General features: G+C 66.6%; 13 protein-coding genes. 8 read left to right on the top strand and 5 right to left on the bottom strand.

Annotated elements, in window-relative coordinates:
* Nucleotides 1-247: 247 nt before the first annotated feature.
* Nucleotides 248-1,516, bottom strand: coding sequence for a glycosyltransferase family 4 protein (locus tag G4L39_RS12250; protein ID WP_165108475.1), 1,269 nt, complete (start codon nt 1,514-1,516; stop codon nt 248-250).
* 814 nt (nt 1,517-2,330) lie between these two features.
* Here G4L39_RS12250 and G4L39_RS12255 point away from each other — a divergent pair.
* Nucleotides 2,331-2,792: an aminoacyl-tRNA deacylase gene (locus G4L39_RS12255; protein WP_165108476.1), complete on the top strand. Its 462-nt coding sequence runs from the start codon at nt 2,331-2,333 to the stop codon at nt 2,790-2,792.
* Between the two features lie 101 nt (nt 2,793-2,893).
* Nucleotides 2,894-3,283, top strand: a complete 390-nt coding sequence (locus tag G4L39_RS12260; RefSeq protein WP_165108477.1) for a cereblon family protein — start codon at nt 2,894-2,896, stop codon at nt 3,281-3,283.
* Between the two features lie 366 nt (nt 3,284-3,649).
* Here G4L39_RS12260 and ahcY read toward each other — a convergent pair whose 3' ends face one another.
* Nucleotides 3,650-5,134 (bottom strand): adenosylhomocysteinase, encoded by a 1,485-nt coding sequence (gene ahcY / locus G4L39_RS12265; RefSeq protein ID WP_165108478.1) that lies wholly within the window; start codon nt 5,132-5,134, stop codon nt 3,650-3,652.
* A gap of 27 nt (nt 5,135-5,161) precedes the next feature.
* A complete protein-coding gene (metK, locus tag G4L39_RS12270) occupies nt 5,162-6,358 on the bottom strand; it encodes a methionine adenosyltransferase (RefSeq protein ID WP_165108740.1) in 1,197 nt (398 codons plus the stop codon).
* Nucleotides 6,359-6,567: 209 nt separating this feature from the next.
* Between metK and G4L39_RS12275 the strand changes: the two genes are divergently transcribed.
* The 3 genes from G4L39_RS12275 (at nt 6,568) to G4L39_RS12285 (ending at nt 11,779) form a co-directional block, all read left to right on the top strand.
* Nucleotides 6,568-7,536 (top strand): ArsR/SmtB family transcription factor, encoded by a 969-nt coding sequence (locus G4L39_RS12275; protein WP_165108480.1) that lies wholly within the window; start codon nt 6,568-6,570, stop codon nt 7,534-7,536.
* 394 nt (nt 7,537-7,930) lie between these two features.
* Entirely contained in the window at nt 7,931-11,032 is a 3,102-nt protein-coding gene (locus tag G4L39_RS12280; RefSeq protein WP_165108482.1) for an ATP-binding protein, read from the top strand.
* Nucleotides 11,033-11,104: 72 nt separating this feature from the next.
* Entirely contained in the window at nt 11,105-11,779 is a 675-nt protein-coding gene (locus tag G4L39_RS12285; protein WP_165108484.1) for a response regulator, read from the top strand.
* Here the strand turns inward: G4L39_RS12285 and G4L39_RS12290 are convergent.
* Nucleotides 11,704-14,052, bottom strand: a complete 2,349-nt coding sequence (locus G4L39_RS12290) for an FG-GAP-like repeat-containing protein (protein WP_205880994.1) — start codon at nt 14,050-14,052, stop codon at nt 11,704-11,706. The two genes, G4L39_RS12285 and G4L39_RS12290, sit on opposite strands and share 76 nt — an antisense overlap.
* Before the next feature lie 507 nt (nt 14,053-14,559).
* Here G4L39_RS12290 and G4L39_RS12295 point away from each other — a divergent pair.
* Genes G4L39_RS12295 through G4L39_RS12305 form a run of 3 tightly spaced genes read left to right on the top strand, consistent with a single transcriptional unit; the run spans nt 14,560 to nt 17,598 of the window.
* The gene (locus G4L39_RS12295) at nt 14,560-15,681 is read left to right on the top strand and encodes an NADH-quinone oxidoreductase subunit D (protein WP_165108742.1); all 1,122 of its coding nucleotides are present in this window, start codon (nt 14,560-14,562) and stop codon (nt 15,679-15,681) included.
* A gap of 55 nt (nt 15,682-15,736) precedes the next feature.
* On the top strand, nt 15,737-16,837 hold the full coding sequence (locus tag G4L39_RS12300; RefSeq protein WP_165108488.1) for a Gfo/Idh/MocA family protein: 1,101 nt from the start codon (nt 15,737-15,739) through the stop codon (nt 16,835-16,837).
* A complete protein-coding gene (locus G4L39_RS12305; RefSeq protein ID WP_240893988.1) occupies nt 16,819-17,598 on the top strand; it encodes an SDR family oxidoreductase in 780 nt (259 codons plus the stop codon). Before G4L39_RS12300 ends, G4L39_RS12305 begins: the two co-directional genes overlap by 19 nt.
* A 32-nt stretch (nt 17,599-17,630) precedes the next feature.
* Here the strand turns inward: G4L39_RS12305 and G4L39_RS12310 are convergent, their stop codons facing one another.
* Entirely contained in the window at nt 17,631-19,064 is a 1,434-nt protein-coding gene (locus G4L39_RS12310; RefSeq protein WP_165108492.1) for a GntP family permease, read from the bottom strand.
* Nucleotides 19,065-19,414: the final 350 nt, after the last annotated feature.

Raw genomic sequence — 19,414 nt, forward strand, 5'->3', positions numbered from 1 at the left:
TCCGCAGCCTCGGCAGGTGCCGGGACCTGTCCGGCTGCCGCCCGGGTCCCGCCCTGCGCGGGGGCGGAAACCCTGGCCCGGCCACTTTTCCGGACGCGCCGGGTCGCAGCCTTGCGTTTGGATCCGGACCGGGACTGTTTCCTGGCGGCCATAACTCTGTTGCAGCATTTGAAGAGCCAACAGCCCGGCGCAAGCAGAAACGAAAAATCACCGACAAACCCCCGCGCCGCGGTCCGGCCGGGGAACCTCACCTCGCCGAACCGGGAACACCGGACGAGGGCGCCTGCGCCGCCAGGGCCGACCAGATTTCCTCGTAAATCCGATTCATCGCCGCGGCTTTTTGCGGCCAGATGTAGTGCTGCAACACGCGTTCATGTGCCGCCACGGACATGCACCGGCGCCGATCCGGGTCGCGGGCCAGTTCCACCAGGGCCCGTGCCAGGGCATCGGCAGTGGTTTCCGGATCGGTCGGCGGTACGCGAATGGCCGTCGCGTCCGTGACAATCTCGGCCTGTCCGTGATGCAGCAGCGTCACGGCGGGCAGGGATGCCGCCATGGCCTCCAACAAGGCGTTGCCCGACGTGTCTCGCAGGCTCGTGAACAAAAACAGGTCATGAGACTCAAGCAGCGGCGGCAACTGCTCCCGCGACACACGACCGTGCCATTCAATGGCACTGGCCACACCCAGCCGCACCGCCGTCGCCTTGACCGCTCCCGCGTCGGGTCCGTCCCCCACCATGCTCAATCGCAGACGCGGCTCCTGTTGCCGCGCCCGGGCATAGGCCGTCACTGCCAGGGAGCCGCCCTTGATCTTTTCCATGCGACTGACCCACAACACCCGCACCGGGCCCTCCCGCCGGACCGGTCGGGGCGGCCTCACCTGCTCCGGCATCACACCCGTCTCCAGCATGGACCGCACCTTGGAACGGTAACGCTCCGGAATCCGGCGCGCCGTGTCGCCATTGGCCACCAGAATCATGGCCGCGGCGCGAAAGCTGAAATGCAACGGAGGCCAGAACGGCGCGCTCAGGACGGTGAGCGACCGAAAGCCTTCCGGGATCAGCCGGGTGCCAAACCGGCGCAGGAACGGCCAGGGACAGATCTGCCCGCCGCCCAGTGGGCCGAGCAGGACCGGCGGGCGCGCCTGCCACCAAAACCCGGGTTGCCGGAACGAATTGAAGGTGACGTGATGTACCAAATCGTAGGAGTTCAGCCGGGCTGCCACGTGCCGGCGCACCCCCCATTGCCACACCGCATAAAAGACGCTCACGGGCACGCCCCGGCCCTTCCACCGCAACCACGGACCGGGCGGGTCATAGTACAAAAACTCCGGATGCGGCTCCGGCAACGATCCCAGCGCGCTTTCAATGGCCGGCCGGTTGTTGGCCCGCGTCACCACCGTGACCTTGTGGTAACGAGCCATCTCCGTCGCCCAACGCCAACCGACCTCGGGCTCGGATCCGCGACCCGGTTCGCAGGCGTACGCGGACATCAACACCTTGCGTCGTTCATCCATCCAAGGCCGACCAACCTAGGCAACGGCCAACCCGGCGGGCAAGTTCCCGCCGACCCGCACCCACCGCGGCAACCGCCCCAAACCGGCAGGGACAGCGTCCCAGCCGTCCGCAAGGATTGGAGGGCGCACGCAGGTTTTTGTTCCACCACAGAGACACAGAGGACACAGAGGGGTGTGGTGTACCGCGAACAGCACCGGAGGGACGGCGTCCCCGCCGTCCGCAAGAATTAGCGGGCACAGGGGACTGTGCCCCTCCCAGGTGGTGGATGGGGAGGGACCGCGTCCTCGCGGTCCGTGAGAATTGGCAGGCACAAAGGCAAGGATTGGCGGGCACGGAGGACCGTGCCCCTCCCGGGGATGAGGTAAACGGGCACAGAGGACTGTGCCCCTCCCCGATTGTGCAATTGGGAGGGACGGCGTCCCCGCCGTCCGCAAGGATTGGCGGGCGCACGCAGGTTTTTGGTTTCACCACGGAGACACGGAGGACACAGAGAGGGGTGCGGTGTTCCGCCAGAGGCAAGGGAGGGACGGCGTCCCCGCCGTCCGCAAGAATGAGCCGGCACCGGGGATGGTTGCCCCTCACGTTCAGGTTCCCCCTTCGAAAGCCCCTTTTGCATTCGCCCTGTGTGGCTTGTGTGCTGTGGAGGGGCCTGGCTCCGTGCTGCCGTGGTCAGTCCCGACGGGGAGCCTCTGGCCCCCGCCGTGCGATCCCCGGGACCGGAACCTGCCCCTTGCAAATCCGCCGGCCGGTCGTACGGTACGGTGAGAACCAACAGCCCCCATCAACAACGCCACCAATGGAAAGGAGCCCGCAATGCCCGTGCGCAAACTCAAGGAGTTCCTCGACGCCCATGGCGTCAAATACGTCAGCATCCTGCATTCACCGGCCTATACCGCCCAAGAAGTGGCCGCTTCAGCCCATGTACCGGGCCGGATCATGGCCAAGGTGGTGATCGTTGACCTGGACGGCGAGCTGGCCATGGCGGTCCTGCCCGCAACCCGCCGGGTCGTCTTGCAGGACCTGCGCGAGCTCACCGGCTGCGATCGCGCGCGGTTTGCCACCGAAGAGGCGTTTCAGACCCGGTTCCCGGATTGCGAGATCGGGGCCATGCCGCCCTTCGGCAACCTGTACGGCATGAAGGTGTTTGCCGCCGAGTCCCTCCGCCAAAACCCGGAGATCGCCTTCAACGCCGGATCCCACACCGAAATCATCAAAATGGCCTGGTCCGATTTCGAACGCCTGGTCCAACCCCAAATGGCCTCGTTCACCACCTGACCGGTCCACGGCCGCCATGCGTCTCCGCCAGAACTGCACCTCCGAGCCGGAGCCGGATTGGGCGATGGACGGCCGCTGCCGGGTGTGGTTCAGTAGTGGCGATGTCGGACAGTGCTCCGGTGCATGAACAGGGTTTGGTGGAGCCGGTGACCTGGGGCGCGGACGCGGATCCGGGTCTGGACTGGTTTTGCGTTCGCTGCCTGCGGGGCGTGGCCCGGGAATACGATCGCGTGTATCGGGACGGACGCAGCGAGTTCGATTTCGAGAACCCGGACGGCCAGCGGTTTCACATCCTGTTGTTTGCCGATTGTCCGGGTGGTCGGCCCGTGGGGGTGCCCACAGAACTGCATACGTGGTTCCCCGGACACGCGTGGTGTTATTGCGTCTGCCGCGGCTGCGGATTGCAACTGGGTTGGTGGTACGTCGGAGAGTGCCGGTTTGTCGGGCTCATCCGCGGCCGGATCCTTTCGGCCCGACACTGGCGGAACTGAACACCGCTCGACGGGCCCTCGTGCCAGGGCGGCACCGGCCTGCGCCGCGTTCGGCTTCGTGGGCCGACCCTGAAGGGCGAACCCACAACAGCCCCCGGCTGCATCGGCGGCATACCCGGATTTGCGCTTCGCCGCGGGCGAATCGGCAAAAGGGGATCCTCGGACACGCCGGTGCACGCACCGGGTGTGGATTGTGGGGCAGGGCCGGGATCTCCCGTCCATCCGACCCATCGTTTCGCCCGGCCGGTGCAACGACCGTGGAAGGACCGCACCCGAGTTTCCGCCGGGCCGAATCCCGGCCCGTGACGTCCGGGGTCCGGTCCCGCCGCCGGATCCCACCGGTACACCCGGTTGTCGTGCCCCAACTCAGTAGCGGTAATGCTCCGGCTTGTAGGGTCCGTCAATGGGCACGCCGATGTACGCGGCCTGTTTGGGAGTGAGCCGGGTCAGCTTCACCCCGAGCCGGTCCAGGTGCAGCCGGGCCACCTCCTCGTCGAGTTTCTTGGGCAGTCGATAGACCCCCACCTTGTAGGTGTCGCGATTCTCCCAAAGGTCCATCTGCGCCAGGCACTGGTTGGTGAAGCTGTTGCTCATGACGAAGCTGGGATGACCCTCGGCACAGCCGAGGTTCACCAGCCGGCCCTCGGCCAGGATGTAGATGCTCCGGCCGTTGGGCAGGTCATACCGATCCACCTGGGGTTTGATGTTCACCTTTCGCACCCCGGGCAGGGCGTTGAGACGGTCCACCTGGATCTCGTTGTCGAAATGCCCGATGTTGCAGACGATGGCCTGGTCCTTCATCTGCAACATGTGTTCCAGGGTGATGACGTCGCAGTTGCCCGTGGCGGTCACGTAGATGTCCGCAATCCCCAGGGTCTCCTCGACCGTGGTGACCTGGTACCCTTCCATGGCTGCCTGGAGGGCGTTGATGGGATCGATCTCCGTGACGATCACCCGGGCGCCGAACCCGCGCAGGCTCTGGGCGCTGCCCTTGCCCACGTCCCCGTAACCGCACACCACCGCGGTCTTGCCCGCGATCATCACGCCCAGCGCCCGTTTCAGGCCGTCGGCCAGCGATTCCCGGCACCCATACAGGTTGTCGAACTTGGACTTGGTGACGGAATCGTTGACGTTGATGGCCGGGACGAGGAGCCGACCCTGCTGCAGCATCTGGTAGAGTCGATGGACGCCAGTGGTGGTCTCCTCGCTCACCCCTTTCCATTCCTTGACGACCTCGGTGAACCAGCCGGGCCGTTCCTTCGCACACCGTTTGAGCAGGTTCTTGATGACCTGTTCCTCCTTTGATTCGGCCGGTTGATGCACCCAGTCGTCGCCCTGTTCCATTTCATAGCCCCGGTGGAGGAGCAGGGTGGCGTCGCCGCCGTCGTCCACCACCAGTTGCGGGCCCTTCATGTCGGGATGCGTCAGCGCCCGCAGGGTGAACTCCCAGTAGTCCTCGAGCGTCTCCCCCTTGTAGGCGAACACGCTGATGCCGGCCCTGGCAATGGCGGCGGCGGCGTGGTCCTGGGTGGAAAAGATGTTGCAGCTGGCCCAGCGCACGGTGGCCCCCAGTTCCACCAGGGTCTCGATGAGCACCGCGGTCTCCACCGTCATGTGCAGCGAGCCGGAAATGCGGACACCCTGCAACGGCTTGCGGGGACCGTACTTGGCACGGATGGCCATGAGCCCGGGCATCTCATGTTCGGCCACCTCGATCTCCTTGCGGCCGAGCTCGGCCAGGCTGAGGTCGCGGACGTAAAAGTCCGGTTCCGACTTGCGCCGGGCACGCGCGGGCAACGCGCGGGCTGGTTTGCGGTTCGCGGCGGTTTTGTTTTTCAGTGTCGTGGCCATGGCTTGCAGGGATTGCAGATAGTGGGTTTAAGAGAGTGCGCGTTTGAGTTCCTCCACCTTGTCGGTGCGTTCCCAGGTCAAATCCGGATCGTCCTTTCCAAAGTGGCCGTAATTGGTGGTTTTCTTGTAGATGGGTCGGCGCAGGTCGAGCTGACGAATGATTTCGGCCGGTTCGAAGTTGAAGACCTTTTGCACCGCCTTAAGGATCCGGTCCTCGGACACCGTGCCGGTGCCGAATGTGTCGATGCTCACGTTCAACGGCCGGTGATAGCCGATGGCGTAGGCGAACTGGATCTCGCACCGTCTGGCCCAGCCGGCGGCCACGATGTTCTTGGCCACCCAGCGCGCCATGTAGGCGGCGCTGCGATCGACCTTGGTGGGGTCCTTGCCCGAAAACGCACCGCCGCCGTGCCGGCCCATCCCGCCGTAGGTGTCCACGATGATTTTGCGGCCGGTCAGGCCCGTGTCGCCATGCGGTCCGCCCACCACAAACCGGCCCGTGGGATTGATCAAATACTGCGTCTTCGGCGTGAGGAGCTCCCGGGGCAACACCTTTTGAATCACCTGGCGGATGCAGAAATCCTCGATCTCCTTGTGGTCCACATCGGGCGTGTGCTGCGTGGAAAGCACCACATTGGTGATGGCCACCGGCCGCCCCTTTTCATAGGCCACGGACACCTGCGTTTTGGAGTCGGGCCGCAGCCACGGGACCTTGCCGCTCTTGCGGATTCGGTTCAATTCGCGACCCAGCCGGTGGGCGAACATGATGGGCGCGGGCATGAGCTCCGGCGTCTCGTCGCAGGCATACCCGAACATCATGCCCTGGTCGCCGGCCCCCTGTTTGGACGTCTTCTTGCCCCTGGCCTTTCGGGCGTCCACACCCTGGGCAATGTCGGGCGACTGGCCGGTCACCAGCAGATGGACGAAGATCCGGTCGGCATGGAACACATCGTCGTCGTGGGTGTACCCGATGTCCCGCACCGCCTGACGGGCGATCTGGATGAAGTCGATCACCTCGCTGGGATGACGGCTGCCCAGGGACGGGATGGTGATCTCACCGCCCACGATGAGGACGTTGGATTTGGCATAGCACTCGCAGGCCACGCGGCTTTGCGGATCCACCTGCAGGCAGGCATCCAACACGTAATCCGAAACGGTGTCACAGACCTTGTCGGGATGTCCCTCCCCGACCGACTCGGAGGAAAAGATGAAATCAGGGCTCATGACCGGCGCTTGCTCCTGTTGCACGTTCGTTTCATTGACAAATCAGGATGCGAAGATATGTCATCAACGACAATCGTCAACCGGCAAATCGCACCGGAACCGGCAGACGCCGGCGAACCGCCCGGCGACCGTGGACCGGAACCGGCGCGGTCGAGCCGGGTGATCGGGGGGCCGGAACGTGGAGCGTGCCGGCCGGGGACGACGATGCCATGAACGGGACCTTGAAAATCTTGCGGGCTCTGGCGGACCCGACGCGTCTGCGTTTGCTCGCGTTGCTCGAGCGCGAAGAACTCTCGGTGCACGAGTTGCAGGAGATCACCCGGCTCGGCCAGTCGCGAATCTCCACCCATCTGGGGCAGTTGTTGGAGGCCGGCCTGGTGCGCTCCCGCCGGGAGGGACGCCGGGCCTTCTACCGACTGGCCGACGGGTTGAACGGCGATGCGGCCGGCCTGGTGAAGGCCGCCCTGGCCGGCGCGGCCGAACTGCCCCAGGCCGCGGACGACGCCGCCAATCTGCGCCGCGTGCTGCAGTGGCGGCGCGACCAGGCCCAGGTGTCGTTTCACCAGGTGGCGGGCCGGTTCGACCGGGTGTACGGCCCGGGCCGTTCCTGGCAGGCCCTGGGCCAGTTTCTGTTGCGCATCCTGCCGCCGCTGGTGGTCGCGGACCTGGGATCGGGCGAAGGCCTGGTCAGCGAGCTGCTGGCACGGCGCTGCCGCAAGGTCATCGCGGTGGACAACTCCGAACGTATCGTGGCCTATGGCAGGGCCCGCGCACGCAAAATCGGACTCAAAAACCTCGAGTTCAGGCTCGGCGACCTCCAGGACCCGCCCATCGAAGATGCCAGCGTGGACCTGGTACTCCTGAGCCAGGCCCTCCACCACGCCGAGGATCCGCCCCGCGCCCTGCAAAGTGCCTGGAGAATCCTGAAACCGGGTGGACAGGTCTGGATCCTGGACCTCCTGCAGCACCAGTTCGAAAAAGCGCGCGAACTCTACGGCGACCGCTGGCTGGGCTTCACCGAGGGTCAACTGCACCGCTGGCTGGAACAGGCCGGTTTCCGGGACATCGAAGTTTGCGTGGTCGCACGCGAGGAAACACCGCCCCACTTTCAAACCGTCCTTGCGGGCGGCACCAAACCGGCCCGGGCCAAAAGCGGCGGCCGCCCCCGGCACACTTGATCGCACCGGCCCGGTCAGGGCCGGTTCAAACCCCGGGCCCGCCCCCGGCAGGGAATCGGATGGGCACGACCCAGCCCGATACCTTCCACCGGATGCGGGCAATCCGGCGCCGGGCGGCCGGGCCGGTGCCGGACATACGCCTCACCCCGGCCGAACCCGCAACCTTGACCCGGTAATCGGAGGATGGAGGAACTCCGGAAGACCCTGGATTCGGGTCGGGGGCGGCTTTCATCTGGAGACGAGGGTGTGTCATGGCCGGTTCCTGGACTCCATCCTAATCAGCGAGCCGGCTCCGGGAAGTGTGCGTTTGAAGGCACAGGCCCCGGACCATTGCGGCCGGGCACGCCCTTTCGTAGGGTTCAAGGGAACCGCCGCAGATGCGGCCGACAAACTCATGAGTCACCGGATTCCCAGGGCATGGATCGCGGCCGGCATCGGCTTGTGGCTGGCCTGGCCGGGAGCAGGCCGGGCAGCCACGTGGTGGCGTTCGTTCAAGGCCCTGGACGGTATGGCCGAGGCGGCCTGTGCGGGCGTGACCGCAACCGTCCGTGGCGAGGTCATCGTCCGGCACCGGCGCACCAACGCCGTCAGCCGCCTGGACGGATACACCGTGCAGGTGGTGGACCTGCCCGCCCGGGCAGGGTCACGGGTCTGGGCATGGCACACCGGACAACTCTGGACGGCGGCCGCGGGCGGCGTCTTCCTGTACAGCGGCACCAACTGGACCTGGATCCGCATCCAGGCAGGCCCGGTGAACCCCGACACGCCCATCCGCCCGGTAAGGACCGGTCGGTTGCTTGTGTTGTTGCCGGATCGTCTGCTGGTGCTGCAGGTCACGCGCGACGGTGCCGTGGAGGTTGAAACGGTTCAAACGGCATCGGCCCTGGCCCTCGGCCGGTTGTGGGACCTCTGGGTGGGGCGGGACGGGAACCTGTGGATCAGTGCGGAACGGGGCCTGGCCCGGGCCAATGTCCCGGCCCGCAGCCTGCGCGCCGGGGATCCCTGGCAGCGATGGGAACTGCCGGTTGAATGGGGACTCGCGGATCTGCAAGGCCTCACCGAAGATACTCTGGGCCACCTGGTCATGACCGCCTCAACAACAGGGCAAACCAGGGTCGCGCTGCAGTTTGACGGCTCAAGATGGCAACCGGGCCCGGACCTGCCCCAGGGGGCCTTCCGCGTCTGGCACGGCCCCGGCGACGATCTCTGGTCGCTGAGCGAAAGCCGGTTGTGGCGTTTCGATGCATCCCGCCGGGAGTGGGTCCACGACGAATCCTGTCCGGCCCGGGAATTCTACGACGTGGCGCCGGCTCCGGACGGCACCTTCTGGCTGGCCACGCTCGACGGGCTGCTGAAATACAGCCCGCCCCTGTGGCAGCCGGTCCACGCTGCCGTGAATGACATGCCCGTGCTCGCCCTGGCAGAGGCCCCGGATGGCATGCTCTGGTTGGCCCGTCCGGACCGGTTGGACGGCTGGGATGGACTGCGCGTCGTATCGCGCCCCCTGCCGAAAGGGATGCATCCGGAAGAGGGGGGAGCCGTGCAAGTGTGGGCCGCCGCCGATGGCTACCTCTGGATCCAACACGCAGGACGCGCATGGGTGGCCGGCCCGGGTGACCCGGACTGGATCGAGGTCCGCGGGCCGGCAGGTGAACCGGCGCGGGCCCTGGGCCGGCGTCACGACGGCACACTGGTGGTCCAAACCGAGCCCGCAGCAGAATCGGCCGACCCTGCCGGCACCTTGTGGCGGTGGCGGGCCGGTCAATGGGAACCTTTCCCCGTCCTGCCTCCTGCGTCCGCACCAGGCGGTCCCTGGACCGCCTACCTGGAGACTCGCAGCGGAGACGAATGGTTGGCCGCCCGCACCGGCATGATCCGGATCCGCCAGGGACGTGAGCAGGGATTTCTCATGACCGATCTCATGGAAGCGGACGCGGTGGAACTGCTGGCCGAGGGACCGGACGGCCGGATCTACGCCGGCGGCCGCGAACAGGTCTGGTGCTGGGATGAACGCGAATGGACCCTCGTCTGGAGCGGCAGCGGCCCGTTGCGAACCCTGGGTTGTACCCGGGACGGAAGCCTCTGGGTCATCAGCGCCGAGGGCGTGTTCCGGCGCACCGATGTGGGCTGGATCGGCCACGGCCCGGACGAAGGACTGCCCGCGGCGACCCTCCACGGCATGATCGAGGACCGCCGAGGCCGCCTCTGGTTGGCCACGGGCCGGGGCTTGTACGGTTGGCATCCGGAGGCCGACCGCGACCCACCCCAAACGGAGCTGAACCTCCCCGAAAGCCTCACCGTCCCGGAAGGTTCCCTCGTGACGTTGGGCCTGCGGGGCTGGGACCGCTGGAAGTTCACTCCCACGTCCCGTCTGCTCTACTCCTACCGGTTGAACGAGGGCGACTGGTCCCCCGCCCAGGAATCCACCGTGATTACCTGGAATGACCTCCCCGCCGGCCGGTACGTGGTGCAGGTCCGGACCGTGGACCGCGCCGGCAACGTCGAACGTCGCCCGGCCCAGCGCGAGTTCCATGTCCGGTTGCCCTGGTACCGTGAGCCGCGGCTGGTCGGCGTGGCCGTGACGGGTGCGCTCGGGGTCCTGTTCTTTGCGGGACTGGCCCTGAACCGGCACCGGCGCCTGCGCCGGAGCTATGCCGAGGTGGAACGACAGGTGGCCGAACGCACGCGCCAGCTCGAGAGCGCCTACCAGGAATTGCTGGAAAGCCAGAAAATGCGCGCGTTGGGCACGCTGGCCGCAGGCGTCGCCCACGACTTCAACAACCTGCTCTCCATCATCAAGGGTTCGGTCCAGGTCATCGAGGACCACATGGACGATCCGGTCAAGGTCCGGCGCCGCCTGGAACGGATCAAGGCCATGGTGGAGCAGGGCACCCGCGTCGTGCAGGCCATGTTGGGCTTCAGCCGGGCCTCGGCCGGGCAGTTTGAACGGCTGTCGCTCAATCAGGTGGTCCACGATACGCTCGCCCTGTTGGGCGAGCCATGGCGCAACGATTGCCAGGTAACCTTCGAACCCGGCCGTGACCTGCCCCCGGTGCCCATGATCCGGGATCTGGTCCAGCAAAGCCTGCTGAACCTCCTGTTCAACGCGGCCGAGGCGGGCGGTCCCACCGGCCAGATCATTGTGCGCACCCGGCGCCTGCGGGAGTTGCCGCCGCGCATGGTGTTGCGCCCTGCCGACGCGCCCGAGTACGTCGAGGTGTCCGTTCAGGACTTCGGTTGCGGCATCCGCCCCGAAGACCTCACCCGGATTTGGGAGCCGTTCTTCACCACCAAGGCACTCTCCAGTCGTCGGGGGACCGGACTGGGCCTGACCATGGTCTACGAAATGACCAAGCGCCTCGGCGGCGGCCTGGCCGTGGAGTCGCAGCCGGGGCAGGGGAGCACCTTCCGGCTGATCCTGCCCGTGCCGCCAATGGACTCCGGAACCCTCGAACCGGCCACCCGCGAGGTTGCCGGCCCCGGCACTCAGAGCTAAAAAACGAACAGGTCGGACCACCGGGGCCGGTCGCCCCCCGGGCAACCGTGCCCCTGCCAGGGAATTGAACCCATGACCGCCAAACCGGCCACGATCCTGGTCATCGAAGACGACGATGACCAGTACGAGCTCTACGAGGAAACCCTGGGTTCCTACCAACTGGTGCGGGCCCGCACGGGTACCGATGCCCTGGCCTGCCTGCGCCATTGCCAGCCCGACGTCGTGATCCTGGATCACGTGCTCGAGCAGGGCGAACGCGGCCTGGATTTCCTGCCCGAGTTCCGCGAGTTGTTGCCCCACGTGCCGGTGATCATTGTCTCGGGGGTGTTGGAAGTGGACCAGCAATTGCGCGCCCTGCAGGGGCCGCGGCGCGCGCACTATTGCCTGCCCAAACCGGTGGACCTGCGTCAACTGCGTCGCACCGTGGAGGAAGCCCTCCGGGAATGCGGCCCTGCCGAGGTGGTGCGCCAGTTCGAAGCCCTGGAACGCTCCCGGCGCATTGACGCGCTCGAACTGTTGAGCCGGTCCACCGACCGCCTCAGCCGCCAGAACCGCATCCTCTCCAAATTGCGCGGTCAGTCCCAACGGGCCAACATCTCGGCCCTGGCCCGCGAATTCCGCGTGGCCCGTCGCACCATCATGCGCGACCTGCAGGAACTCATCCGGCGCGGTCAGTTGCCCGAATCCGTGTATCCCGAGTGGCGACGACCGGTCGAGGAGACCGACCCGGATTCCCCCGCCGACTGAGCCGCCGGCGGTTCCTGGGGATACACCAGCACGCGATCGTGCACCACCAGGATCAGATCGTTCCGTCCGTCGCCGGTCACATCCGCCACGCAGGCCTCCCGCGGTTCCATCCGCTGCGCCCCCGCCCGCTGATACGACCGTTCCTCAAACACCGGCCAGCGGTCCCCCGGCACCAGCCGATCCCCCTCCCATCGCACGATGTCCACATAATGCCGCGCCGTCTCGAGCAACACCCATTCCTTGTGACCGTCCTGATCCAGGTCACCGGCCACCACGTCGCGAAGGTAACCGTTCCGAACCGGCGTCTCGTACTGGTCCAGCTCCCGCAACGCCCATACCGGCCCCCCCAACCGCAATTGCGCCGCCGTCGCCAATCCAATCAACCCCAGCCGAACCGGCCCCGCACCGGGCCCCGACAGCACCTGCAGCCGAAAGTAATCCGCACGGGGCAGCCCCAGCGTATCCACCACCTCCCAAACGCCGTTCGTCTGCCGAACCAGCAACTGCAGCGCACGCGTCGTGGCATCCAACAAAAACAGGGCAGGAACCGACTCCCCGACCGTCAACGCCGTGGCCGCCACCAGCCGCGAATCGCGCGAGGCCGCATTGATCTGTTCCAAAACCTGAAAGGACCAGGACGAATCGCTGCCCGATCCGGCCGGCGCCTGCTGCAGCCGTACCGAACGGACCAGGTTTCGCTGCGCCAGCAACAATTCCGGTCGGCCGTCACCGTCCAGATCCGTCCGCGCCAACCACGGATTCTCCAGCACACCGCCGGGTGGCGGTACGTCCAGTTCCTCAAACTCGTCCCGCCCGCGCTGGCGCAGCACCTTGATCCGCTCGTACGAGGCCAGCAGGATCAAATCCCCAGGGCCATCCCCGTCTGCATCGTGCCAGACCATGCCGGTGAGCTGACCCTTGAACGACTCACTCAGGGGAATCCGCACCGGATCACCCTGCGCCCGCAGCAGGGTTACCGACCGCCGACCCTCCTCCTCGACCACCACCGCCAGCACGGGCGGCTGATCCGGACCCGGCCGGTCCAGCGCCATCCCCAGGGGCCGACCCCGAATCGGAAGAAACGTCGGAAACGGCACGGTGTCGCGGTCCCGAATCCGCGTCATCCCCACCGCCTTCTCGTCCGGACTCAGCAAAAACACCTCCGGCCGACCGTCCCCGTCCCAGTCCGCCACCACGATCTCCGTCACCCCCATGAGCGACGGGAACCGGCGCAGCATCGCCACCTCGCCCTGACCATCCGCCCAACCCACCAACAAATGCCCCTGATCCGGATCCGAAGCCACCAGGTCCACCGAACCGTCCCCGTCCACGTCGGCCCAGGCCACTCCGCGCCGTACCTTGTCCGTGCGCGGCAACGGAAACACTTCAAACTGCCCCTGTGCAAACGGGCCCTTCCGCTCCGGCGGCACCGACTCGAACCGGGCCAGTAACGCACGCCCGGACGCCTGCCCGATGGCCACCAGACAGGCCGGCCCCTCCGCACCGGCACGGTCCGCCCAATACGCCCGCAGCGCCGGAAACCGAAAATACAACTCCGGTCCCAACCCCCCGTCCGCCCTCTGAAACCGTACCCGGAACGGGTCCGGACTCTCCCAGTTCACCAACAACAAATCCTGCCGATGATCCCCATCCACGTCCAACACCTGCAGACTGTAGGCCGGCTGACCCAAAGGGATCGGATCTGCACGCGTCAGCCGACCCGACCCGGTCTGCCGAAACCAGTGAATCTGCGATTCACCCACCACCAACACGTCCGTCCGACCATCCCCGTCCAGGTCCGCCACCGCCAGTACGTTGGGGGAAAAGGGCACGTCCGAAAGTGACCACGTCTCCGGCACACTCCAACGTCGCCCGCCCTCGTTGTACTGAACCACCAGTTCGCGCGGTTCCCCGAAATACACCAGGTCCGGCCGACCATCCCCGTTCAGATCCGACACCTCCAACGCACTGATCCGCTTTTCCGATGCGATCGACCGGATCTCAAACCGCGCATCCGGCGGGAGTGCATTCGGTTCGCGGACACGGTCCACGGCCAGCCGGTTCGTCCATGCAGGCTGCCCGGTCCGATTGTACATCACCACAATCCGCGCCCGCGTGTTGTTCGCCAAAACCAGGTCCTGCAAACCGTCGCCATCCACGTCCGCCACCCGCAACAGACCAATCCCCTGATCAATCGGATACAACTCCGGCCCGGTGAAACCAAACCCGGCCCCCGGCACCGCCAGGGCCCGCCCCAGCCAAACCACCAGCACACCAGCCAGCCGGAGCCGGTCCCATGCCCGGAAACCACGACCGACCCGACCACCACCCGGCACGCCGCCCGCGCCCAGCGCAGCGTCCGCGCCAACATCCTTTGCGGGTGTTCCATGCATCACCCCGCGAAGGTACCGGCCCCCACGGGGTGCGCAAGCGGACCTTTGACCACACAGCCACCGCATCCACTTCCCCACCGCACCCGTGTTGGACATTGTCACGCGCCGCCGGCATCTCTAGATTCAGCGCGGGTTTGATGCGATCCGTGCCCGTTCCCGGACCCGGCATGTGTGGCCCGTCCAACCCCCGGTTGTACGGCACACTCGTCCCGGGCGGACCGGGCGCACGCCGGACCGGACCTTGCTGGACAGGGCGCAGGAACGTCCTGTCATCGGTACCGGGCCGCGTGCCAAACCCGTACGCGTCCGTTGGGTAAGCCTATGTCGCAGGGAACCGAAGACCATTCCAACTTCGCCACCACCGCGCCCGCCCACGCGGCACGACTCATGTCGCGCACCGATGACCTCCCGGGCGAGTTCCTGGAGGTCTCCATGGGGCCGCAACACCCCTCCACCCACGGCGTCTTCCGCATGGACGTCGTGCTGGACGGCGAACGGGTGGTCAAACTCAAACCCCTCTTCGGTTACCTGCACCGCAACCACGAAAAAATCGCCGAGCAGATCAGTTACCTCGCGTCCATGCCCTACACCGACCGGCTGGACTACTTCTGCTCCCTCACCAACAACTGGGCCTACGCCCTCGCCGTCGAACGATTGTGCGGCATCACCGTCCCGGAACGGGCCGAGTACATCCGCGTGATCCTGGCCGAGTTGACCCGCCTCCAAAACCATGCCTCCCTGGCCGGTTTCCTCCTCCAGGACATGGGCGCCAGCGGCACCCCGCTCATGTACGCCTTCCGCGAACGTGAAAAAATCCTCGACCTCTTCGAATCCCTCACCGGCGCACGCATGATGTGCAATTACATGCGGTTCGGCGGCGTCCGTTGCGACCTGCCCCCGGGCTGGGTCGAACAGGCCTGGCGCGTCGTCCGCGATTTCCCCCGGTTCCTCGACGAGTTCGAAGCCCTCCTGACCGAAAACGAAATCCTCATGGCACGCACCCAGGGCGTCGGCGTCCTGCCCGCCGACCTCGCCATCAACGCCGGCGTCAGCGGACCCGTCCTCCGCGCCAGCGGCGTCAACTACGACATCCGCAAAGTCGACCGCTACGGCATCTACGACCGCTTCTCATTCAAAGTCCCCCTCGGCCAGCACGGCGACGTCTACGACCGCTACATGGTCCGCGTCCTGGAAATGCGCGAATCCCTCAAAATCCTCGATCAAGCCCTGCGCGACCTCCCCCCGGGCCCCATCCAAAACCCCCAGGTCAAACAACGCGGACTCCGACCCAAACCCGGCGAGGCCTACGCACGCATCGAAGCCCCCAAGGGCGAACTCGGTTTCTACCTCATCAGCGACGGCAGCCCCAACCCCTACCGCTACCGCGTCCGCCCGCCCAGCTTCATCAACCTCACCGTCCTCGAAGACATGTGCCGCGGCCACCTCGTGGCCGACGTCGTCATCATCCTCGGTAGCATCGACATCGTGTTGGGCGAGGTCGACCGCTGACCACCCGCACCACGGCCCACCACAACCCGCCGCCGCGAACCCCAATCAACCCACCATGTCCACCTCACCCATCAACGTCGCCCTGATCGGTTGCGGCGCCATCGCCCTCCAAAATCATCTCCCGGGCCTGGCCCTCTGCAAAGACGTCCGACTCAAAGCCATTTGCGATGCCGACCCGGCCCGATTGGAAGCCGCCCGCCAGACCACCGGCGCCGAGATCGCCAGCACCCGGTTCGAATCCATCGTCTCCCGGGACGACATCCACGCCGTCATCATCGCCACCCCCAACGACACCCACGCACCCATCGCACTGGCCGCCCTCGCCCACGGGAAACATGTCCTCTGCGAAAAACCCCTCGCCCTGAACGCCCGCCAGGCATGGGAAATGGTCCGGGCCGCCGAAGCCGCCGGCGTCCGGCACATGACCGCCTTCACCTACCGGTTCGTCCCCGCCATGCGCTATCTGGCCAGCCGCATCCACGCCGGTGACCTCGGTCAACCCTACCATTTCCGCGCCTGTCGCCTCCAGGACTGGGGCAGCCGCCCCCTCGGTTGGCGCCAAAGCCGCGCCCGCGCCGGCACCGGTGAACTCGGCGACATGCTCAGCCACCGACTCGACTTCGGACACTGGTTGATGGGCCCCATCCACCGCCTCTGCGCCCACTGGCGACGCTGGCACGCCACCCGCGGCGGCCAACCCAACGAACTCGATGAATGGGTCGCCGTCCTCGCAGACTTCCGCAACGGCGCCACCGGCGTCTGGGAAAGCAGCAAACTCGCCACCGGCCGGGGCGAAAGCTGGCAATCCCCCGACACCGTCGAACTCAACGGCAGCCACGCCACCTTCCTCTACGACACCCGACAGTGGAACCGCCTGTGGCTGGGCCGACCCGGTCAAACCGACCTCGAACCCCTCGACGTGCCCCGCGAGTTCTGGACCTGGCCGGGCTCCCCGCGCGACCCCGCCCGCGGCAACCCACTCATCACCTTCCGCCACGACCAAACCTGGGAATTCATCCAGGCCATCCGCGAAGAACGACCCTGCGCCGTGACCTTCCGCGACGGCGCACGCGTCCAGGAAGTCATGGACGCCATCGCCCAATCCGCCGAACACCATCAATGGATCGAATTGCCGCCATGGACCGAAACCCCATGACCCCGACCGAAACCCCGCGCCCGTCCAACTCCGATTCCCACCCCGTCAACCCCACCGGCTACGCCGTCGTCACCGGCGGCGGTAGCGGCGTCGGCCGCGCCGTGGCACTGGCCCTCGTCCAACACGGCTGGTTCGTCGCCATCCTCGGCCGCCGCCCCGACAGCCTCACCGAAACCCTCCACCAGGCCGGACCCCGCGCCCATCACCTCCTCACCATCACCTGCGACATCAGCGACCCCGACGCCGTGGACCGCGTGGCCGCTCAAATCCTCGCACGCTGGCCCGGCGTGGACCTGTTGGTCAACGCCGCCGGCACCAACGTCCCGCAACGCGCCCTGGCCGAATTGTCCCTCCGGGATTACCGCACCATCATGGGTGCCAACCTCGACGGCGCCTTCCATTGCGTCCGGGCCTTCCTGCCCGTCATGCGCCGGCAGGGCCGCGGCACCATCATCAACATCGTATCCGACGCCGGTAAATGGGCCTCCGCCAAGGCCGGCCCCGCCTATGTCATGAGCAAATTCGGCCTGGCCGGCCTCACCCAGAGCATCAACGCCGAGGAACGTCACCACGGCATCCGCGCCTGCGCCATCTTCCCCGGCGACATCAATACCCCACTCCTGGACAAACGACCCTCACCGCCACCGCCCGAGGCCCGCGCCCGCATGCTGCAACCCGAGGACATCGCCGCCTGCGTCTTGTTCTGCGTCCAACTCCCGCAGCACGCCGTGGTGGAAGAACTCCTCATCCGACCCCGCTGAGCCCCCTGACAGCCGCCCACCCGGACACGCCGTCAGATCCCCGGATACACCGCCGCCAACAGCAGCGTCAGAACAAGCCCCGCCGCCGACATGCTGAATGCCAGCACCGTCCACGTGGACAACGTCTCGCGCTCGGTCAACCCGCTCAACCGCCCGATCACCCAAAACCCGCTGTCGTTCATCCACGAAATCCCCAGCGCCCCAAACCCGATGGCCAGAAACAGATACATCGGATGGTAGGGTAACTGCCCCTGCTGGGCCATCCCCGCCATGATCCCCGCCGTCGTCAGCATGGATACCGTCGCCGAGCCCTGCGCAAATTTCAGCAGCACCGCCATCGTCCAGGCCAGCACCAACAGATTCACCTCCCGCCCGGCCACCAGGGCCTGAACCGCATCCCCCACACCGGCCCGCGCCAGCATCAAACCAAACGCCCCACCCGCCGCCGTGATCAACACCACCACCCCCGCCGTCTCCAAACCCTGACCGGTCATCCGCGACAACCTCGACCAACTCCGACCCGTGTACCGGTACGCCAACCCCATCGCCCAGACCGTTCCCAGCAGCAACGCAACATTCCGGTTCCCCAACAACTCCAGAACCGCGGTCCCCGGACCCAAAACCTCCGCCGGCACAAATGCCTTCCGAAACGACGCGCCCGAGATCAACACCAGCGGCAGCAATATCGGCAGCAGCGAAGCACCCAGCGAGGGCAGCTCCGACTCGGGCCGGCGCGTCACCTGTTGCAGCTCCGCCAGGCTCAACCCCGGCGCCTCCCGCAACGGCAGGTCGTGTCTCCGGTTCAACCACCGCGCCACCTGCCACCCAAACGCCACCACCGGAATCGAACACAACGTCCCCACAAACACCGACGCGCCCGCGTCCACCTTCAACACCTCCACCATCGCCAGCGGCCCCGGATGCGGAATCACCAGCGAATGCGTCACCGCACCGGCACAACAGATCGCCAGCACATACAAGGTGTAATCCCGGCCCGTCCGCAGCCGCAACGCCCGCGCCAGCGGAATCAGCAGCATGAAAAACGTGTCAAAAAAAATCGGCAGGCTCACCAGAAACCCGCCGCACACCAGCGCCAGCCCGGCCCGGGCCTCGCCCGTCACCGCCAGGAACCGCCGCACCACCTTGTCCGCCGCACCGCTCTCCAGGAGGCACACCCCGAGAATCGACGCCAGGGCGATCACAATCCCCACCCGGCCGCAAAGGTTGCCCAGCTCCGTCGCCGCCACCTCCACCACCCGCAACGCATGCGACTGTCCCTCGCCGCCGTTGGCCGCGGCAAACCGGGCGGGGTCGGCACACCAACCCGCCAGCAACGCCGCCCCCAACAGCGCCAGGAACGGATGCACCCGCCAGCGACCAATCAGTAGCACCAACAGGGCCACGCACAGGCCCAGGACCCACAACGGTCGGCCCACGCCGGCTTGCATCGCGGTCGAAACGTCCATCAGCCACCCTTCTCCGCCGGTTGAGGGTACGACCCCGCACCCCCCGCGCAAACCAAAACCAGCGCGGCACGGAGAGGAGAAGAACCACAGAGACACAGAGGACACAGAGGTGAAACACAGAGAGTGGAAAGACCCAATTGAGGGAGGGGCGCAGTCCCCTGCGCCCGGTTTCGTTAACCCTTATCCAGGGAGGGGCACAGTCCTCTGTGCCCGCTAATTCTTGCGGACCGCGAGGACGCGGTCCCTCCCGATCGCACGATGGGGGAGGGGCACAGTCCCCTGTGCCCGCAATCATCCCCGGGAGGGGCACGGTCCTCCGTGCCCGCCCATTCTTGCGGACGGCGGGGACG

Source organism: Limisphaera ngatamarikiensis (assembly GCF_011044775.1).
GTDB lineage: Bacteria > Verrucomicrobiota > Verrucomicrobiia > Limisphaerales > Limisphaeraceae > Limisphaera > Limisphaera ngatamarikiensis.